Source organism: Dyadobacter sp. (assembly GCF_039919315.1).
Taxonomy (GTDB): Bacteria; Bacteroidota; Bacteroidia; order Cytophagales; family Spirosomataceae; genus Dyadobacter.
This window is the reverse complement of sequence record NZ_JBDSFX010000039.1, coordinates 18,985-34,315: the sequence shown is the minus strand read 5'-3', so window position 1 is coordinate 34,315 and position 15,331 is coordinate 18,985. Positions and strand designations below refer to the sequence as shown.

General features: G+C 44.7%; 13 protein-coding genes and 1 tRNA gene. 10 read left to right on the top strand and 4 right to left on the bottom strand.

Going from position 1 to position 15,331, the window contains the following annotated elements; genetic code table 11:
* Positions 1-18: 18 nt before the first annotated feature.
* The 9 genes from ABIO93_RS10990 (at position 19) to ABIO93_RS10950 (ending at position 9,437) form a co-directional block, all read left to right on the top strand.
* Positions 19-1,185: an ABC transporter substrate-binding protein gene (locus ABIO93_RS10990; protein ID WP_348067464.1), complete on the top strand. Its 1,167-nt coding sequence runs from the start codon at positions 19-21 to the stop codon at positions 1,183-1,185.
* The gene (locus ABIO93_RS10985; RefSeq protein WP_348067462.1) at positions 1,182-2,276 is read left to right on the top strand and encodes an iron ABC transporter permease; all 1,095 of its coding nucleotides are present in this window, start codon (positions 1,182-1,184) and stop codon (positions 2,274-2,276) included. Before ABIO93_RS10990 ends, ABIO93_RS10985 begins: the two co-directional genes overlap by 4 nt.
* Entirely contained in the window at positions 2,273-3,310 is a 1,038-nt protein-coding gene (locus ABIO93_RS10980) for an ABC transporter ATP-binding protein (RefSeq protein ID WP_348067460.1), read from the top strand. The genes ABIO93_RS10985 and ABIO93_RS10980 overlap by 4 nt, the downstream gene beginning before the upstream one ends.
* Positions 3,307-5,292, top strand: a complete 1,986-nt coding sequence (locus ABIO93_RS10975) for a glycosyltransferase family 39 protein (protein ID WP_348067459.1) — start codon at positions 3,307-3,309, stop codon at positions 5,290-5,292. Before ABIO93_RS10980 ends, ABIO93_RS10975 begins: the two co-directional genes overlap by 4 nt.
* A gap of 47 nt (positions 5,293-5,339) precedes the next feature.
* A complete protein-coding gene (locus ABIO93_RS10970) occupies positions 5,340-5,753 on the top strand; it encodes a nuclear transport factor 2 family protein (RefSeq protein ID WP_348067457.1) in 414 nt (137 codons plus the stop codon).
* The gene (locus ABIO93_RS10965; RefSeq protein WP_348067456.1) at positions 5,746-6,342 is read left to right on the top strand and encodes a GNAT family N-acetyltransferase; all 597 of its coding nucleotides are present in this window, start codon (positions 5,746-5,748) and stop codon (positions 6,340-6,342) included. Before ABIO93_RS10970 ends, ABIO93_RS10965 begins: the two co-directional genes overlap by 8 nt.
* A 13-nt stretch (positions 6,343-6,355) precedes the next feature.
* Positions 6,356-7,258 carry a carbon-nitrogen hydrolase family protein gene (locus ABIO93_RS10960; protein ID WP_348067454.1) on the top strand — a complete coding sequence of 301 codons (903 nt, stop codon included), beginning with the start codon at positions 6,356-6,358 and terminating at the stop codon, positions 7,256-7,258.
* Between the two features lie 414 nt (positions 7,259-7,672).
* A complete protein-coding gene (locus ABIO93_RS10955) occupies positions 7,673-9,103 on the top strand; it encodes a T9SS type A sorting domain-containing protein (protein ID WP_348067452.1) in 1,431 nt (476 codons plus the stop codon).
* Positions 9,104-9,360: 257 nt separating this feature from the next.
* Positions 9,361-9,437: transfer RNA gene (locus ABIO93_RS10950), tRNA-Asp, on the top strand.
* 447 nt (positions 9,438-9,884) lie between these two features.
* On the opposite strand, the gene ABIO93_RS10945 is transcribed toward ABIO93_RS10950, so the two are convergent.
* Entirely contained in the window at positions 9,885-11,342 is a 1,458-nt protein-coding gene (locus ABIO93_RS10945; RefSeq protein WP_348067450.1) for an NADH-quinone oxidoreductase subunit N, read from the bottom strand.
* 103 nt (positions 11,343-11,445) lie between these two features.
* On the opposite strand from ABIO93_RS10945, the gene ABIO93_RS10940 reads away from it, so the two are divergent.
* Complete coding sequence (locus tag ABIO93_RS10940; protein ID WP_348067448.1) at positions 11,446-12,111, top strand: hypothetical protein; 666 nt, start codon at positions 11,446-11,448, stop codon at positions 12,109-12,111.
* Here the strand turns inward: ABIO93_RS10940 and ABIO93_RS10935 are convergent, their stop codons facing one another.
* The 3 genes from ABIO93_RS10935 to ffh all read right to left on the bottom strand — a co-directional run bounded on the left by ABIO93_RS10935 (position 12,112) and on the right by ffh (position 15,287).
* Complete coding sequence (locus tag ABIO93_RS10935) at positions 12,112-13,353, bottom strand: alkaline phosphatase family protein (protein ID WP_348067446.1); 1,242 nt, start codon at positions 13,351-13,353, stop codon at positions 12,112-12,114.
* Positions 13,354-13,450: 97 nt separating this feature from the next.
* Complete coding sequence (locus ABIO93_RS10930; protein ID WP_348067444.1) at positions 13,451-13,951, bottom strand: hypothetical protein; 501 nt, start codon at positions 13,949-13,951, stop codon at positions 13,451-13,453.
* Between the two features lie 13 nt (positions 13,952-13,964).
* On the bottom strand, positions 13,965-15,287 hold the full coding sequence (gene ffh, locus ABIO93_RS10925; protein ID WP_348067442.1) for a signal recognition particle protein: 1,323 nt from the start codon (positions 15,285-15,287) through the stop codon (positions 13,965-13,967).
* Between the last annotated feature and the right edge of the window lie 44 nt (positions 15,288-15,331).

Here is a 15,331-nt window from a genome sequence, read left to right as displayed (position 1 = left end):
GTTCCATACCATTTTCTGATGATAAAAAAGTTCTTCTTAATTCCTTTTCTAATACTCATTATTCTCGGTTGTAATTCCGAAAAATCGTCCGAAAAAACCAAAGAGTCAAACAACGGAAATAGTACATATACCGACAAAATCGAGGTAAAGCATGCGAAGGGTTTTACCATTGAATACTTTCCCGATTATAAAATACTCAACATCATCAACTCTTTTGAAAAAACGGCTGACACTTTGCAATACGTTTTACTGGAAAAAGATACACCCCGGCCACAGGGATATGCCAATGCCCAGCTGATTTACATTCCGGTACGCAGCCTGGCAGCGATGTCTTCGATGCATGTGGGATTGCTTGAATTTCTCGGGTCGGAAGATGTACTGACTGGGCTAGGTAGTCTACAATACGTTTATTCGCGCAAAGTCATTGCCATGATCAAGGCTGGGAAAGTGGCTGAAATAGGCCGCGATCAGGGTTTGAATGAAGAGAAACTGGTAGAAATGCATCCTGATTTGGTCATGACCATCGGCAGTCCGGGAAGTAAAACCGACCATTACCAGACATTAAAACAAGCAGAAATCCCGGTACTCATCAATTCGGAATGGATAGAAAAAACACCGTTGGCCCGGGCAGAATGGGTTAAACTGCTGGCGGCATTGCTCAACAAAGAAAAACTGGTCAATAAGAAATTTGACAAAATTGAATCAGAATACGAGCGACTGCGTAAACTGGCAGCGGGTACCAAGACGAAACCCTCGATCATTTCCGGCCTGAATACCAAAGACGCGTGGTTTTTGCCAAGCGGCGATGGCTATATGGCCCAATTTTTCAGGGACGCGGGCGCTGATTATCATTGGAGCAACAATAAATCGTCCGGCAGCCTCCCTCTCAACTTCGAGTCGGTGTACCCGGTTGCATTGAAGGCCGATTATTGGGTCAATGTAGGTTTTGGGAAAAACGATACACGAAAGGACATTCTGGCTCAGGACTCGCGCTACGCTGATTTCAATGCATATAAAACCGGAAAAATATTCAGTTATAATAATCGGGTCAACGAACAGGATTCCAACGATTTCTTCGAGTCGGGGAATGTAAATCCGCATATCGTCTTGTCCGATCTGATTAAAATCGTGCATCCAGAACTTCTGCCCGGTCACGAACTGGTTTATTACAAACAGCTGAAATGATGGCGCTATCAGAAAAGAGGACATTGGAACTACCGACATTATCCGGGGCAGAGAAAAACCGCAGCGTACTTATGATTTTCCTTGCAGTACTGGCGCTCATTTTTTTTGTACTCGATATCATGCTGGGATCTGTTGAAATTCCATTTCGGGAGGTTTTCAAAATTATTTTTCTTCAAAAATCTGACAATCAGGCCTGGCTGTTCATCATTCAAAAAATACGTATCCCCAAAGCCTTAACCGCCGTTTTGGTCGGCTGTGGACTGTCGGTCAGTGGCTTACAAATGCAGACATTGTTCCGAAATCCCCTGGCCGGTCCTTCTGAACTCGGCATTACCGCCGGAGCTGGTCTCGGGGTGGCAGCGGTGATGTTGGCGGGAGGGAGCAGCGCGAGTATTTATGCAATCAGCCAATTGGGCATTTCAGGCAGCTGGCTCATCATTGCGATGGCTTCACTGGGCTCGGCCCTGGTTTTGTCCTTGATATTATTAATCGCCGGAAGGATCAGGGACAACGTAATTCTGCTCATTGTAGGGGTGATGATCGGAACGATCACACTGTCGATCATTAGTATCTGGCAGTATTTCAGCCAGCCTGAGCAATTGCAGGAATACATTATGTGGACGTTCGGCTCATTGGGCGGCGTGACGCAGTATCACTTGTATGCATTGAGCGGAGTCGTATCTTTTGGGTTGCTGCTGGCTTACATTTCGTCCAAATCTTTGAATGCATTATTGCTGGGTGAAAATTATGCAAGGAGCATGGGCCTGTCCATAGGTAGGACGCGGCTAATTATTATGGCCAGTACCAGTCTGCTTACCGGAAGCATTACCGCTTTCTGCGGGCCCATTGGCTTTATTGGTATCGCCATTCCACATATCACGCGATCTTTGTTAGGCACTGCCAATCACCGGATACTTATCCCGGGCACCTGCCTGATGGGAACCGTTTTGATGTTATTATGCGACATTATAGCTCAGCTACCAGGCACACAAACCGTTATTCCTATCAATGTAGTGACCTCACTACTGGGCGCGCCCGTCGTGATCTGGATCATTATTAGTCGCAATAACCTTCGTTCGTCTTTCTCATGAGTGGCACTTTCCCTCTTCTTGAAACCCGGAACCTGACGATTGGTTATGCCTCCAAAAAATCGGCCAGGATGATTGCGGAAAATTTGAACCTGCAATTATGGCCCGGACAGCTGGTATGCCTTCTTGGCTCTAATGGTACCGGAAAATCTACACTCATGCGCACGTTGGCCGGTTTGCAGCCTGCTTTGAAAGGTGAGGTGATCATTGACCATCATTTGCTTTCGACATTAAAAGCGGCAGATTTGGCCCAAAAACTAAGTCTTGTACTGACCGAGAGGGTCGAAGCCGGTAATCTCACAGCCAAAGAAGTGATCGAACTTGGACGAACTCCTTACACCGGCTGGTTGGGAAAACTGAGTGAATCAGATCATGAAAAAATACATCGGGCCATTCAATCGGCGGATGTGGTACCGTTGCTCACTCAACGTATGCATCAGCTGAGTGACGGTGAAAGGCAGAAGATCATGCTCGCGCGTGCATTGGCGCAGGATACCGAACTGATTTTACTGGATGAACCGACGGCCCATCTGGACTTGCCAAACCGTGTCGAAATGATGCGCTTGCTGCACACACTGGCCAGGAAAACAAACAAAGCGATTCTGCTCAGTACCCATGAACTGGATTTAGCATTACAGGCCGCGGATAATCTCTGGCTGATGCAGCCCGATGGCAAACTGGTGACGGGAGTACCGGAAGATCTGGTACTGAATGGTGCATTCGAATCCGCATTTGCCAAAACCGGTTTCTTTTTTGATAATGCAACTGGTACTTTCACGATCCACCACGACCCAGGTTCGGTTAATATCGGGCTTTCTGGTGATCCAAAGATGGTTTTCTGGACCAACAGGGCATTGCAACGGGAAGGTTTCCGAAGCAATCATCAAGAGGATTTCGAGTACCAAATTATCGTTAGTACTGACAATGGAACGCCCGTGTGGAAATTTTTAAATGGAGAATTCGCTTCAAAATTCACTACTATTGAAATGCTGATTGATTCTGTCAAGTCGGTAGCAAACAAATACTCCACCACATGATACTGCTTATTCCAATAGCATTATGGCTTTGCGCCGTTTACTGCTACCTGGCTTTTTACAAAGATTCAACCCAGTCGTTCCGTCGCTCCTTTCTAACTGCTGGGATCGCCGTTTTCTTTTTTATAGCTGTTATTACTGAGCTGCTCAGTACCGTAAACCTGATCAATAGCGTCGTCGTTTCGGCAAGCTGGGCCATTTTGGATATCATCCTTTTTCTTCTTTGTCGTAAACGCTGCATCAAAAGTGGCCTCACAATCAGGCAGGTAAATAGCTGCTGGATATCGTCAGCCCGCATATTTTTACAAAATCTGGGTGGCCTGACCGTGTTCATACTTGCTTCGCTGTCCTCCATTACCCTGGTTGTTGCAATAGTTGCCACGCCCAACAACCTCGATTCGCTGAGTTACCATTTGAGCAGACTTGGTTACTGGATCCAGAATGGCAATATTGAACATTATGCCACGCATATCGAGCGGTCCATTTCATTCAGCCCTTTCTCCGAATACGTCCATCTTCATACATTTTTGTTATTAGGCAATGAGCATGCTTTTCAGCTACTGCAATGGTCCTGCCTGATCGGAATTCTGGCATACATTTCCCTTTTAATAGAAATTCTTTCGGGGTCGAAACAAGCCATGCGCATTGCACTTTGCTTTGCCGCAACGCTCCCGATCGTCATCCTCGAATCCATGACGACGCAAAATGACCTGGTCGTGTCATTCTTCATCGTTGGCACTGCATACTACGTGTTTGACTATGTGAAGGAGCAGCACCAGAGTACACTTGTCCTGATCGTATTGAGCGCTGCATTGGGCATGATGACCAAAGGAACATTCGTTTTTTACGCGCTTCCTTTTGGCGGCTACCTCTTCATTTCAATGGTTGCGAAACCCTCACTTCGGAAACCACTCGCGGCGCTTATTACGGGTACCATTGTGGTGGTATTACTGCTCAATGCGCCTTTCTGGTACCGTACTTACCAGGTGTTTGAGTCTCCTATCGGCAACATGAGTAACGGAAATAAGACCAAAATCCTAAACCCGGCTTACTATTTATCCTCTGCTTCCAAGCATATTTTCCTCCATCTCGGTTTTGTTTCCCCCGGTAACAGCTACAATATCAGGATGGAAAACGCACTCAAAGGGTTACACCATGCGATCGGTGTGCCGATCGATGCGCCCGAGACCGGGATGGATTTCAAAATGAACAAACTGAATTTTAATGAGGATTTCGCGCATAACTTTTTCGGAATGTGGTTGATACTTTTTTCCATTCCGCTCCTGTTTTTTGCAAGGCTTACGGCCAGAGGAAAATGGTACACAGGTTTGGCGTTTGCGAGTTTTTTGATCTTCTGTTTTTTTATCGGCTATCAAATCTACGGTTCGCGTTTGCACATTCCGTTTTTTTTGTTGGCTTCCCCAGTGATCGGGCTGGTTTACAGTTCTGTTTTTTCAATCTTTTTTTCAAAAATATTCACAGTGCTACTCTGGCTTAGCGCATTGCCTTTTGCATTGCTAAGCGTGACGCATCCATTACTCTCCACCAAATGGTTTTTTGAGAAAGTCTTTCCACCCATCAATTCCCGGTTGCATTTAAACATCCAGATTGACGCCAATAATATGCAGAACCTGAAACAGGAGAGCATTTTATTCGCGAGTCCCGAAAAAATAATGTGGGGGGATAATTGGGATGAAACCGAAAAACTGAAAAATTTTGTCAATTCCGTAGATCCTAAAAAGATAGGATTAGATATCAAGGAGGCCAGCTATGACTATGCCTATCAATTCTCGCTAAGAAAACCGGGCCGAACCTTCGGACATGTTGCGGTTAAAAACCCGTCCAAAATACTGGAAGATCCGGCATTTCAACCTGATCTGATCATTGCTGAAAATTACGAAGGCGAGCATTTCAATTACAACGGAAGAAGCTACCTGATAAAATGGAGGGCAACCGATAAATGGATTTATGTCGCGGAACCTTAGATTTGTATTGATTAAAACAACCAAATTGAAATTAACCTGCTTATAAAATGTCTGCACTGGAAACCGTAAAACAATATTATCAGAGTTTTAACCAAAGAAATTGGGAAGGAATGCTTGCACTCCTGCATACCGAAATCAGGCACGAGGCAAACCAGGGCGATGTGCGGATCGGTATCGAACAGTTTACTAAGTTTCTGGCTATAATGGACGAATCGTACGAAGAAACATTGACCGACATGGTTTTCTTCTCCGAACCGACAGACTCCCGGGTTGCCGTGGAATTTGTGGTTAACGGGATTTATAAAAAAGCCGAAGAAGGACTTCCTGAGGCTTATGGACAATCTTATGTGCTTCCGGCGGCAGCATTTCTGGAATTGAAAGAAGGAAAAATCAGCCGGGTAACTACTTATTACAACCTGCCACTTTGGATAGAACTGGTTTCCACACCCAAAAATGACTGACCAGCTTACCTATATCCAAAAGAAAGGCCCCGAAATTGGATCCGTGGTAGATGATCTGTCGCAGCTAAGGATAGCGGTCTTTCATGACTATCCTTACTTGTACGAAGGAACATTGGAATATGAAAAAAACTATCTGAAAACCTACATTCAGGCTGAACAGGCCTTTTTGTTTGCTGTTTATGATGGGGCAAAAATGGTTGGTGCGACTACATGCATCCCGTTGAAGGACGAAACTGCGGAAGTCCAAAAACCGTTTGTAGAGGCCAGCTTGCAGGTCGATTCGGTCTTCTATTTTGGAGAAAGCATTTTACTTCCCGAGTACAGAGGACTTGGCTTAGGCCATCGTTTTTTTGACGAACGCGAAAATCATGCGCGAAACCTGGGACACTATACATCGTGCTGCTTCTGCTCTGTTGATCGTGGAGACAACCATTGTCTAAAACCTGCCGGTTACCGTCCTAATGATGCATTCTGGCTCAAACGCGGTTACAAAAAGGACCCAACATTGCAAACCATAATGGAATGGCCGGACATTGGTGAAGTCGAACCAACTTCCAAAAACATGATCTTCTGGACCAAATCCATTTAACGAACCATGATTCATGCGCGTAACCATAGCCTCTGCCCAGTACCCGATCACCGAACATTCAGACTTCAACGGCTGGCAAAACCATATCGAATCCTGGGTAGCTGACGCAGCCTCACAGGGCGCTGGTCTGCTTCTTTTTCCAGAATATGGGGCAATGGAGCTGGTCAGTATTTTCTCCGAAGAGATCCGAAACGATATCCGGCGACAGATTAAAGAACTGAATGCGATAAACGCCGATTTTTGCCAGGTGTTCGAAAAATTGGCTAAGAAATACGATGTCATCATTATCGCTCCGAGTATTCCTGTCATCGATTCGGGCAAAAACCTGAACCGCGCGTATGTCTTTTCCGCTGCGGGACTGGCTGGTTATCAAGACAAGTTTTTCACAACTCGCTTTGAGAATGAACATTGGGGAATCGAAAGCGCTCCCAAAACGCTCACAGTATTCGAAGCAGCCTGGGGAAAATTTGGCATCCAGATATGCTACGACGTCGAATTTGCAATAGGTTCACAACTACTTTGCTCGGCAGGTGCATTGCTCATTTTGGCACCGAGCTGTACAGAGACGATCCAGGGCGCAACCCGCGTACACGTAGGCGCCCGTGCCCGTGCCTTGGAAAATCAAGCATATACGGTCGTATCACAAACTGTCGGAAATGCCGAGTGGTCCCCCGCAGTCGATATTAACTATGGTCAGGCGGCATTCTACTCCACTCCTGATAAAGACCTACCCGAGCAGGGCATCATCTCGACAAAAATCCCGCAAGAAGACGGCTGGCTTATCCAGGAGCTCGATTTTTCTAAAATCAATTCGGTACGGGATGACGGTGCAGTTTTTAATTTCAAGGATCATCAACGACTCCAAACCGCTATAAAAGAAGACCACATTCATATAGCAATCAATAAACTAGCGTGAAGCTCATGCCTGATAGTTGGTTATCATGAAAAATTGTACTCTACCAGTTTAGCCATCTCCATAAAAATATAACTTTTTAAAGTTTATTTATTCAAGCTCTTAGCATTAACCGAGCATAAAGAAATTTGTTTTCAATGCAGCTTATTTGTCACTATTAGATACTATATTATTTGTTAACTTCAACATAATAATACTTACAATCAACCAGTTAAATGTATATCTACGATTGTATATACTTGTATTTCTACATATCATCCGTATTAGTTTCTTACAAAATAAAAGTAGTTTTATCTAAAAAAAATAACGTGTACAACCTTTCAAGTTTTTAGTTAAACAGAGGACAAATTTTAATTATTTCAAGAAATTGATGATATATTCATATAGCATCTTTACTCTACTAAACGTCCTCTTTTTATGAAAACTATTTATCAACTCTTCTATGCATTACTGATTGCTGTCGTCGCGAGTTTTTCTGTAAGCGCCCAATGTTCACTTACGGAACCAGCAGTAGAACTAAATTACGTTTCGCCCATCGGAGGAAATTGCACCGTCAACCTAAACCTCTCATTTACAATCGATAGAAATAATGGCAACAAGTATACGTACGTACATTTATGGACACCAGGCAGCTATCCTGATATTGATTACAAAAAAGCACCGTCAGCGACGGACCTGGGAGCAGTCCTGGCAACGATTGCTATCAGCACCGACGGAGTGGTTTCTTTACTTTCTACGTACAGTGCTGATCCGAGTAACGTTATCCCTTTGTCTACGGGTTTAACCATCACTGAGGAAGACCTTGGAAGCGACATTTCCCGAATCACCATAGACAACATTCAATTTGAAGTCCCGGGCGCCTGCGAGACATTACCGATATTAAAAGGAGACGTTTGGTCAACACAAGCACAAAGCAAAAACCCACCAGTACATTGCTTCGCGGAAGGGTTTAATTTGTCTATCAATGACCCGCTTGCCTCCGGCGTTATCAATTGCAATGATCCGGATGGCCCGAGGACATACGACCTTGACATTACTACCACCAACCCGATTGCATTTCAGATCGAGTATAAACTTTATCTCGACGACGGTGTTCTGACCGGAGGGAATGCCGCTTTTACTTCCAATGATCAGCTTATCTACACCAGCCCTCCTACTAACCTCTCTTCATCATTGCCGGTTAATAGTAAAGGGGAGCCTTACACCTACGGACTTTTGGAGGATAAAAGATCCATTTGGGTTGTAGTGACCGGGATAAGCCTCCCTAATGCGATCGTCGCTGAGTTAAAAAATAATTGTATTACTACACTCCCTGTGAAGCTTGCGAAATTTAGCGGCGACTTACTCGAAGACGCGGTGACACTCTCCTGGATTACGACAGAGGAGGAAGGTAGCAGCTATTTTGATGTTGAACGCAGTGCTGATTTGTCCGAGTTTATCGCATTGGGGCGGATTCAGTCGCAAGGCACTACCAATGTCACGCAACGTTATAATTTCCTGGACAAATCCCCATTGAAAGGCAACAACTATTATCGCTTGAAAATGGTCGACCTGAATGGAAGTTCCGAGCATTCCCGCATTATTTCGGTTGCCAACAATAGCAACAGCGTCGCATTTGAATTATTAGGAAACCCTGTAGTCAATCGTGAGATTAAGTTTGTTCTGAAAAATGAGCGGATCGAAACTGCCCGCTTATATGATCTGAGTGGCAAACAGATACATTTCAAGTTGAACCAGTCAGGAAACACTTATACATTGAAGCCTAACAGCACTATTCCGACAGGGCTTTATATTCTCTCGCTGGGATCCGACCAGGGAGTTCAAACAAAAAAAATCCTTGTTCCATAGTAGCTAGTCTACCACTATACATACAGGGGCCGTGAAAGTTTTTTTCACGGCCTTTCTCTGCAGATATCAACTTGCTGAGGGATTTTCGAATCAGCAAAGGCTCCTGTTCAACTGTTTCATTTTCAGAATATTCCGGCTCATCTCCCACTTATTAAAAAAATATCCTGCAAAATTACCGCTTCATTTATTGCTCCAACCGAGAAAAATCGTAGTTTTGCAGACGTTTTACAGGAAAGCGCTGTGAAACAAATTCAAATGGTTTGGTAGTTCAGTTGGTTAGAATACATGCCTGTCACGCATGGGGTCGCGGGTTCGAGTCCCGTCCAGACCGCCACTAAGTAAGTCAAAATTAGTAAAAGCCTACAAATCAAACATTTGTAGGCTTTTTTTATTGCCCGCCTATTCAAGTTGTGCGGCAGAGGCGTTTCTTGCCATTTATTGAGTTGATCTTACCGGATTTTACAATAGAGAATGACTTACTGACCCATGTAGAGAAGTCATAGGAACGTTATCATTTCTATTCGAAAGAGAAAAATTTTCCAGAATCTGATCCAAGAAACGCAGACTTACTTTCCAAAGGTTATTCGCTTCGTCGATCCGATCCCCAAGATGAACCGTACCAAGACTGGCAAAGTTGTCCATAAGAGATTGGAACGAGCCTGATTGATCAAACGACCCATTTTGACAAAGGAAAAAGCAAAGAGCCAAGGATTTTCTAAAAAAGCACCCGATTCCAGAGGAGCTGCTTAAAAACTCAAAGAAAGTTGAGGTACATTAAAGCCTAAAACGCCGAAATCCATTTCGTTAGCCACTGTGGATTAAAAAATAGCAGCAGTAAGGTAGCAATCAGCAAACCGGCGATGACTTTGCCGGGGATCCCGTTATTGGTCTTAATGGATTTGGTATTTGTACTTTTGAAGAAAAGCAGATAAGGCAGCCGCATGTAGTAGGCCAGCGAAATAGCTGCATTCAAGATCCCGCCAATAAACAGCCATAGCATCCAGGGGAATTGTTGCTGGTGGTAGCTCTCCCAAAGTGCAGAAAAAACGAGCAGTTTGGAAGTAAATCCTGCGGTGGGAGGTAACCCTGCCAATGCGACCATTACCACGGTGACAGCCACCGAAATCCAGATATTTCTGCGTCCCAGTCCTTCATAGTGAGCCAGTTGGGTTTCTATTTTTGGTTGCAATAAATCAATCATGAAGAATGCAGACAGATTGATCACCAGATATGCTGCCGTGTAAAATACCGCCGATTCGAATCCGAAACGACTGTAAGCCGCTATACCCACTAACAAATAACCAGCCTGTGCGATCGAGGAGTATGCCAATAGCCGACGCGCATTGGTTTGCCATAACGCGGCCACATTACCAATCGTCATACTGATCAATGCAATTCCGCCGAGTACCGGGAAATATTGAGCGGGCAAAATCCCAGCCAGCCGCATTAGTACCAATATCACTGCCGCCTTCGGCGCAACCGATAAAAACGAAACCAGAGGCGTGGGCGCTGCCTCGTACACATCAGGCGTCCATACGTGAAAAGGCACGAGCGAAAGCTTAAAAAGCAAACCGGCAAGCGTAAGTACAATGGTAACCGTTACTACCAGATCGGGATTATTGCTCAACCCGATTGTGAGCGCTTCACTGGTGATATCCATGGTGCCGGTAAGCCCGTAGATCAGCGATATTCCGTATAGCATCACCGCCGAACTGGCTGCGCCAAACAGCAAATACTTGATCGCGCCTTCCGCTGCTTTTTTGTACGGCGACAATGCTACCAGTAAATAAGAACTGATTGATATGAGTTCGAGAGAAAGGTATATTGACAATAAATGTGTGGACATACTCAACAGATTCATCCCCGCCACTGCCGCAATGAGCAATGCATTGTATTCAGGAGGAAAATCATATTTAAGAATTCGAATGTGGATCAGTGTAAAAATCCATGAAACGGTAATCAGGATCTTGAAAAATACGGCCTGCCTGTCGAGGAATAGCAACGGCTGAAAACGGAACGCTGGTTCGGAATTCCATTGACCTATGATCAGTAAAAGTGTGATCAGGCCGCCAGTAAGCGCAATGTTTTGTAAATAAGCTGAAACTTTTTCCTTATCAAACCGTCTCAACAGCAGCAATTCAGCCAGAAGGAAGAAGCAAAAAAGAAACACCAGAAATATTTCAGGAGCTATTCCGGCCAGACTTTGGCGTATATGTATTAGCTGATCGTTGATATCCAATGGAGCGGGTACAATTTTTTTGGCAAAAGTACTGAAAGATGGCAGGGAATCTAACCCCTCCGGTTTCCAGACTTCGAACTTATCAAATTAACCAACTTAAATCATGAAATGTTTACGAAGAATTTTTTTGTTATCACCATTGCTACTGGGTCAGGTAGTACTCGCGCAGGATTCAACGGGTCTTGCGGGTACACCCTACCAGGAGGTTACATTGGCTGCCGGTGAGCATTCTCCCTATTTATTTAAAGAATGGTATTCGGGTACGATCAGAACCAGCGACGATAAGGTACACGACGGCGTCCAAATGCGCTATGACCTGGCTAAGGACGAGATAGAATACAAAAATGCATATGGTCTGTTTAGAATTTCCACTGGCGTTACGGAGTTTTCAATTCCTACCGGGACAGACCTTTATATCTTCAAGAATGGCTACCCCTCCGTTGCCGGACAGACTCAAAAAAGCTTTTACCGGGTCATGTATGATGGTAATACCAAACTTTTGAAGAAATATACTGCGCCGATTAAGGTGGAAAAAGCGAGCGCAACCCGGACATTGGAGCCTAGTGCGAAGCTGTACATTTTGAAAGACGATAAATTGAATCCTGTTCAATTGAACAACAGAAACAGTTTTCTCAAACTATTGACAGACGAAAAAAACAAAATGGGGTATGTGATCAGAGAACAGCAACTGGATTTTGCCGCGGATGACGACCTGAGAGCTTTGCTGGAAGAATACGACTCTTACAAAGCGGGCCGCGGCGGAAACTGATCAAGGCTTCTCCACAATCCATGTATTCAGATTGTTGTATTTAGCTTCCAATACGATTTTAAAAAAGCCGGACGGATATTTCGAAATATCCAGTTCGGCTTTTTCATTGGTCACATTCACTTCGTCCATCAGAAAGTACAGGTCGTGCCCGCCCGTTTTGAAATGATTGGTAGTCGTAAGCCAGATCTTTACTTTGCCCTCATTGCTTAAGGATTTCCAGCCAAGATTGATTTTGCCTGATTCTTTGGTAATAGTAGGGTTAATGATGGAAATCTTCCCGGTGAACGAAACGCCGTCTACTTCAAATGCCTGCTCTTTTGGGATGGAAACGCCCATTTGCCGGGCGACAGTAGGCATAATGCTCACGATTCCGGGGTTTTCCTTGAAACTCGCATTCAAATCCTTTGCATTGGTAACGATCCAGGTTCCCCGCTCGCGATCAGACTGCCCGCCGTGGCCCTTTCCGGTTTTGCTGTCTCTCCCATGATCCGTCGTGACTACGATAAGCCAGTCTTCATTAAAGTTCTTTTCACGAAATGAAACAGCTTTCCACAGTCTGCCCATTTGATCGTCCATCGTTTGAATGGCTTTGTGAAATTGTTCGCTGTCGCCATACCGATGCCCCATATCGTCGGTGAATTCCAGGTAAACCCACGACATGTCAGGCGCTTTGTCCTGAATGTACGACGCAGCTTCATCTACTACCTTTTCATCAATCTTGTGAATGTACTGAGCTTCCTTATCATGTTTGAAATGAATGGTATCCAGCTCAAAACCGTCGAAAGAATAGTCCAGCTGCAATTTGTCAGTCTGAGGCAGGCCTTCTCCTACGAGTTTGGTCCTGTTATCCAGCCAGGTGGAGAAAACGGCTGTTCTTTTTTGAGGATATTGTTCTTCCAAAAAGCGGAAAATGGTCCAGTAGTGATAGTTCGGGTCTTTAATGTCATTGTCCCAAACATTATGCTTGTTCACCCAGGTGCCAGTCAGAAGACTGTTGTATCCTACCGCGGAAATAGTAGGTGTTTGAGAATAGGTATCCTTGTCGCCGCCTACATGGGCACGCGTGTAGCCTCCTACCTTCGCAATCGCGTCCAGGTTAGGCGTAGGGATTTTTTCCTTACTGTCGCTCGAAATGCCATCTACAATCACAAATAGCGTCTTTTTTGTTTTGGTTTGACAAAAAGCATTGTGCTCAAAAGTGAGCAATGCAAACAAGACGAACAGAATGGCCGGGCTTTTCATGTTGAAATTAAGATTTCGGGGGAAATAAAAATGCTCCCAAATTAACGGCAATTTCGCCGGATTAGGGAGCATTCCAAGACTAAGAAATTATTAAAATTTATGGGTTGGCAGGTTGTTCTGTAACCGGCGCTTCTTTCTTCTTTTTACCAAAAACATAAGCGAGTCCAAAATGGCTTTTCAAAACCCCGCTCGCAAAATCATCTTTCACATAAGGGTTTAGCTCTAATATCAGTTTTATCCGCCTGTTTTGCGGTAAGGGTGCAATCCTGACACCTACATTGATAGAGTAGCCATCAATCGTGATCAAATCTGCATCCGCGTCGGCGATCCTGTATAATGGATTGAGCCGCAAACCGCCTCCCAGATACCATTGAACCACCTCGCCTCTTTTTAGATTCACGATCGGTAGAATGTCCACGCTCAGACTGCTGAAAAGCGAATTAGTCTGAAAGCGAGCGTCGAGCCAAACTGCTTTTTCAGGATTTGTGCTCACCGAAAGCAGGCTGCTCCACGGATAGTAACCCACCGACCCCTGCGCTCTCAGTTTTTCGTGACTTAAAAAGAGCAGTAAAGTCAGTACAAAAATGATCCTTTTCATCGAAGAGAATTGATTAGCGACGCATTGCTTTGCCCAGCTTGCCTGCTGCTTGCATGGTATTCATTTTCTTCATCATTTTGCGCATCTCGTCAAATTGTTTGATCAGATTGTTTACCTGCAAAATGGACGTCCCGCTACCGGTAGCAATTCTCTTTTTCCTGCTTCCGTCGATCATATCCGGATTTTCTCTTTCCTTTTTGGTCATGGATTGGATAATAGCTTCGATCGGCTTGAAAGACTCATTATCAATATCCAGATCTTTCATGGCACTACCCATTCCAGGGATCATTCCGATCAGATCTTTGACGTTACCCATTTTTTTGATCTGCTGTAACTGGCCCAAAAAGTCGTCAAAATCAAATTTATTCTGACGCATTTTGGCGTTAATGCGTTTGGCTTCATCTTCATCGAATGCCTGCTGAGCGCGTTCCACAAGGGATATCACGTCACCCATACCCAGAATCCTGCTCGCCATCCTATCCGGATAGAAAGAATCCAGGGCTTCCATTTTTTCACCGGTACTGATGTATTTGATAGGCTTATCGACAATCTGACGAATGGAAAGCGCTGCTCCACCGCGTGCGTCACCGTCAAGCTTGGTTAGCACGACACCATCAAAATTCAGTCTCTCATTGAAAGTTTTGGCAGTGTTTACAGCATCCTGTCCTGTCATGGAATCCACGACGAACAAAATTTCGGAAGGTTTGACAGCCGATTTAATGTCCTGAACCTCCTGCATCATGACCTCATCCACAGCCAAACGTCCGGCAGTATCGACGATCACAATCTTTTTTCCAATCTTCCTGGCGTGAGCTACTGCATTCTGAGCGATGCTGACAGGATTTTTATTTTCCGGCTCTGAGTATACTTCCACACCCACCTGCTCGCCCAGTACCTTCAACTGGTCAATCGCAGCGGGACGGTAAACGTCGCAGGCGGTCAGCAATACCTGACGTCCTTGTTTTTTTAATAACGCGGCAAGTTTCCCTGAAAAAGTAGTCTTACCCGAACCTTGCAAACCGGCGATCAAAATAACAGCGGGGTCTCCTTTGATGTTAATCCCCTCAGCCTGGCCGCCCATCAGTTCAGTCAATTCTTCCTGAACGATCTTCACGAACATTTGTCCCGGTTCAACAGAGATTAATATTTTTCTGTCGAGGGCTTTTTCCCTGATCCGGTCTGTTATTTCCTTGGCAACCTTGAAGTTAACGTCGGCATCGACTAATGCTTTGCGGACCTCTTTGGTAGTTGCGGCAACATTTATATCTGAAATCCTATCCTTTCCTTTTAGTGTGCGAAAGGCATTATTAAGCTTGTCCTGTAAGTTTTCAAACATGGAATATTATGTATGATTTTATTCGAATTCACAAATGTACTGCT

Excerpts from the sequence above, each read along its gene's own strand:
- ABIO93_RS10990 (WP_348067464.1), top strand. The coding sequence starts at position 19 with ATGATAAAAAAGTTCTTCTTAATTCCTTTTCTAATACTCATTATTCTC.
- ABIO93_RS10985 (WP_348067462.1), top strand. The coding sequence starts at position 1,182 with ATGATGGCGCTATCAGAAAAGAGGACATTGGAACTACCGACATTATCC.
- ABIO93_RS10980 (WP_348067460.1), top strand. The coding sequence starts at position 2,273 with ATGAGTGGCACTTTCCCTCTTCTTGAAACCCGGAACCTGACGATTGGT.
- ABIO93_RS10975 (WP_348067459.1), top strand. The coding sequence starts at position 3,307 with ATGATACTGCTTATTCCAATAGCATTATGGCTTTGCGCCGTTTACTGC.
- ABIO93_RS10970 (WP_348067457.1), top strand. The coding sequence starts at position 5,340 with ATGTCTGCACTGGAAACCGTAAAACAATATTATCAGAGTTTTAACCAA.
- ABIO93_RS10965 (WP_348067456.1), top strand. The coding sequence starts at position 5,746 with ATGACTGACCAGCTTACCTATATCCAAAAGAAAGGCCCCGAAATTGGA.
- ABIO93_RS10960 (WP_348067454.1), top strand. The coding sequence starts at position 6,356 with ATGCGCGTAACCATAGCCTCTGCCCAGTACCCGATCACCGAACATTCA.
- ABIO93_RS10955 (WP_348067452.1), top strand. The coding sequence starts at position 7,673 with ATGAAAACTATTTATCAACTCTTCTATGCATTACTGATTGCTGTCGTC.
- ABIO93_RS10940 (WP_348067448.1), top strand. The coding sequence starts at position 11,446 with ATGAAATGTTTACGAAGAATTTTTTTGTTATCACCATTGCTACTGGGT.
- ABIO93_RS10935 (WP_348067446.1), bottom strand. The coding sequence starts at position 13,353 with ATGAAAAGCCCGGCCATTCTGTTCGTCTTGTTTGCATTGCTCACTTTT.
- ABIO93_RS10930 (WP_348067444.1), bottom strand. The coding sequence starts at position 13,951 with ATGAAAAGGATCATTTTTGTACTGACTTTACTGCTCTTTTTAAGTCAC.
- ffh (WP_348067442.1), bottom strand. The coding sequence starts at position 15,287 with ATGTTTGAAAACTTACAGGACAAGCTTAATAATGCCTTTCGCACACTA.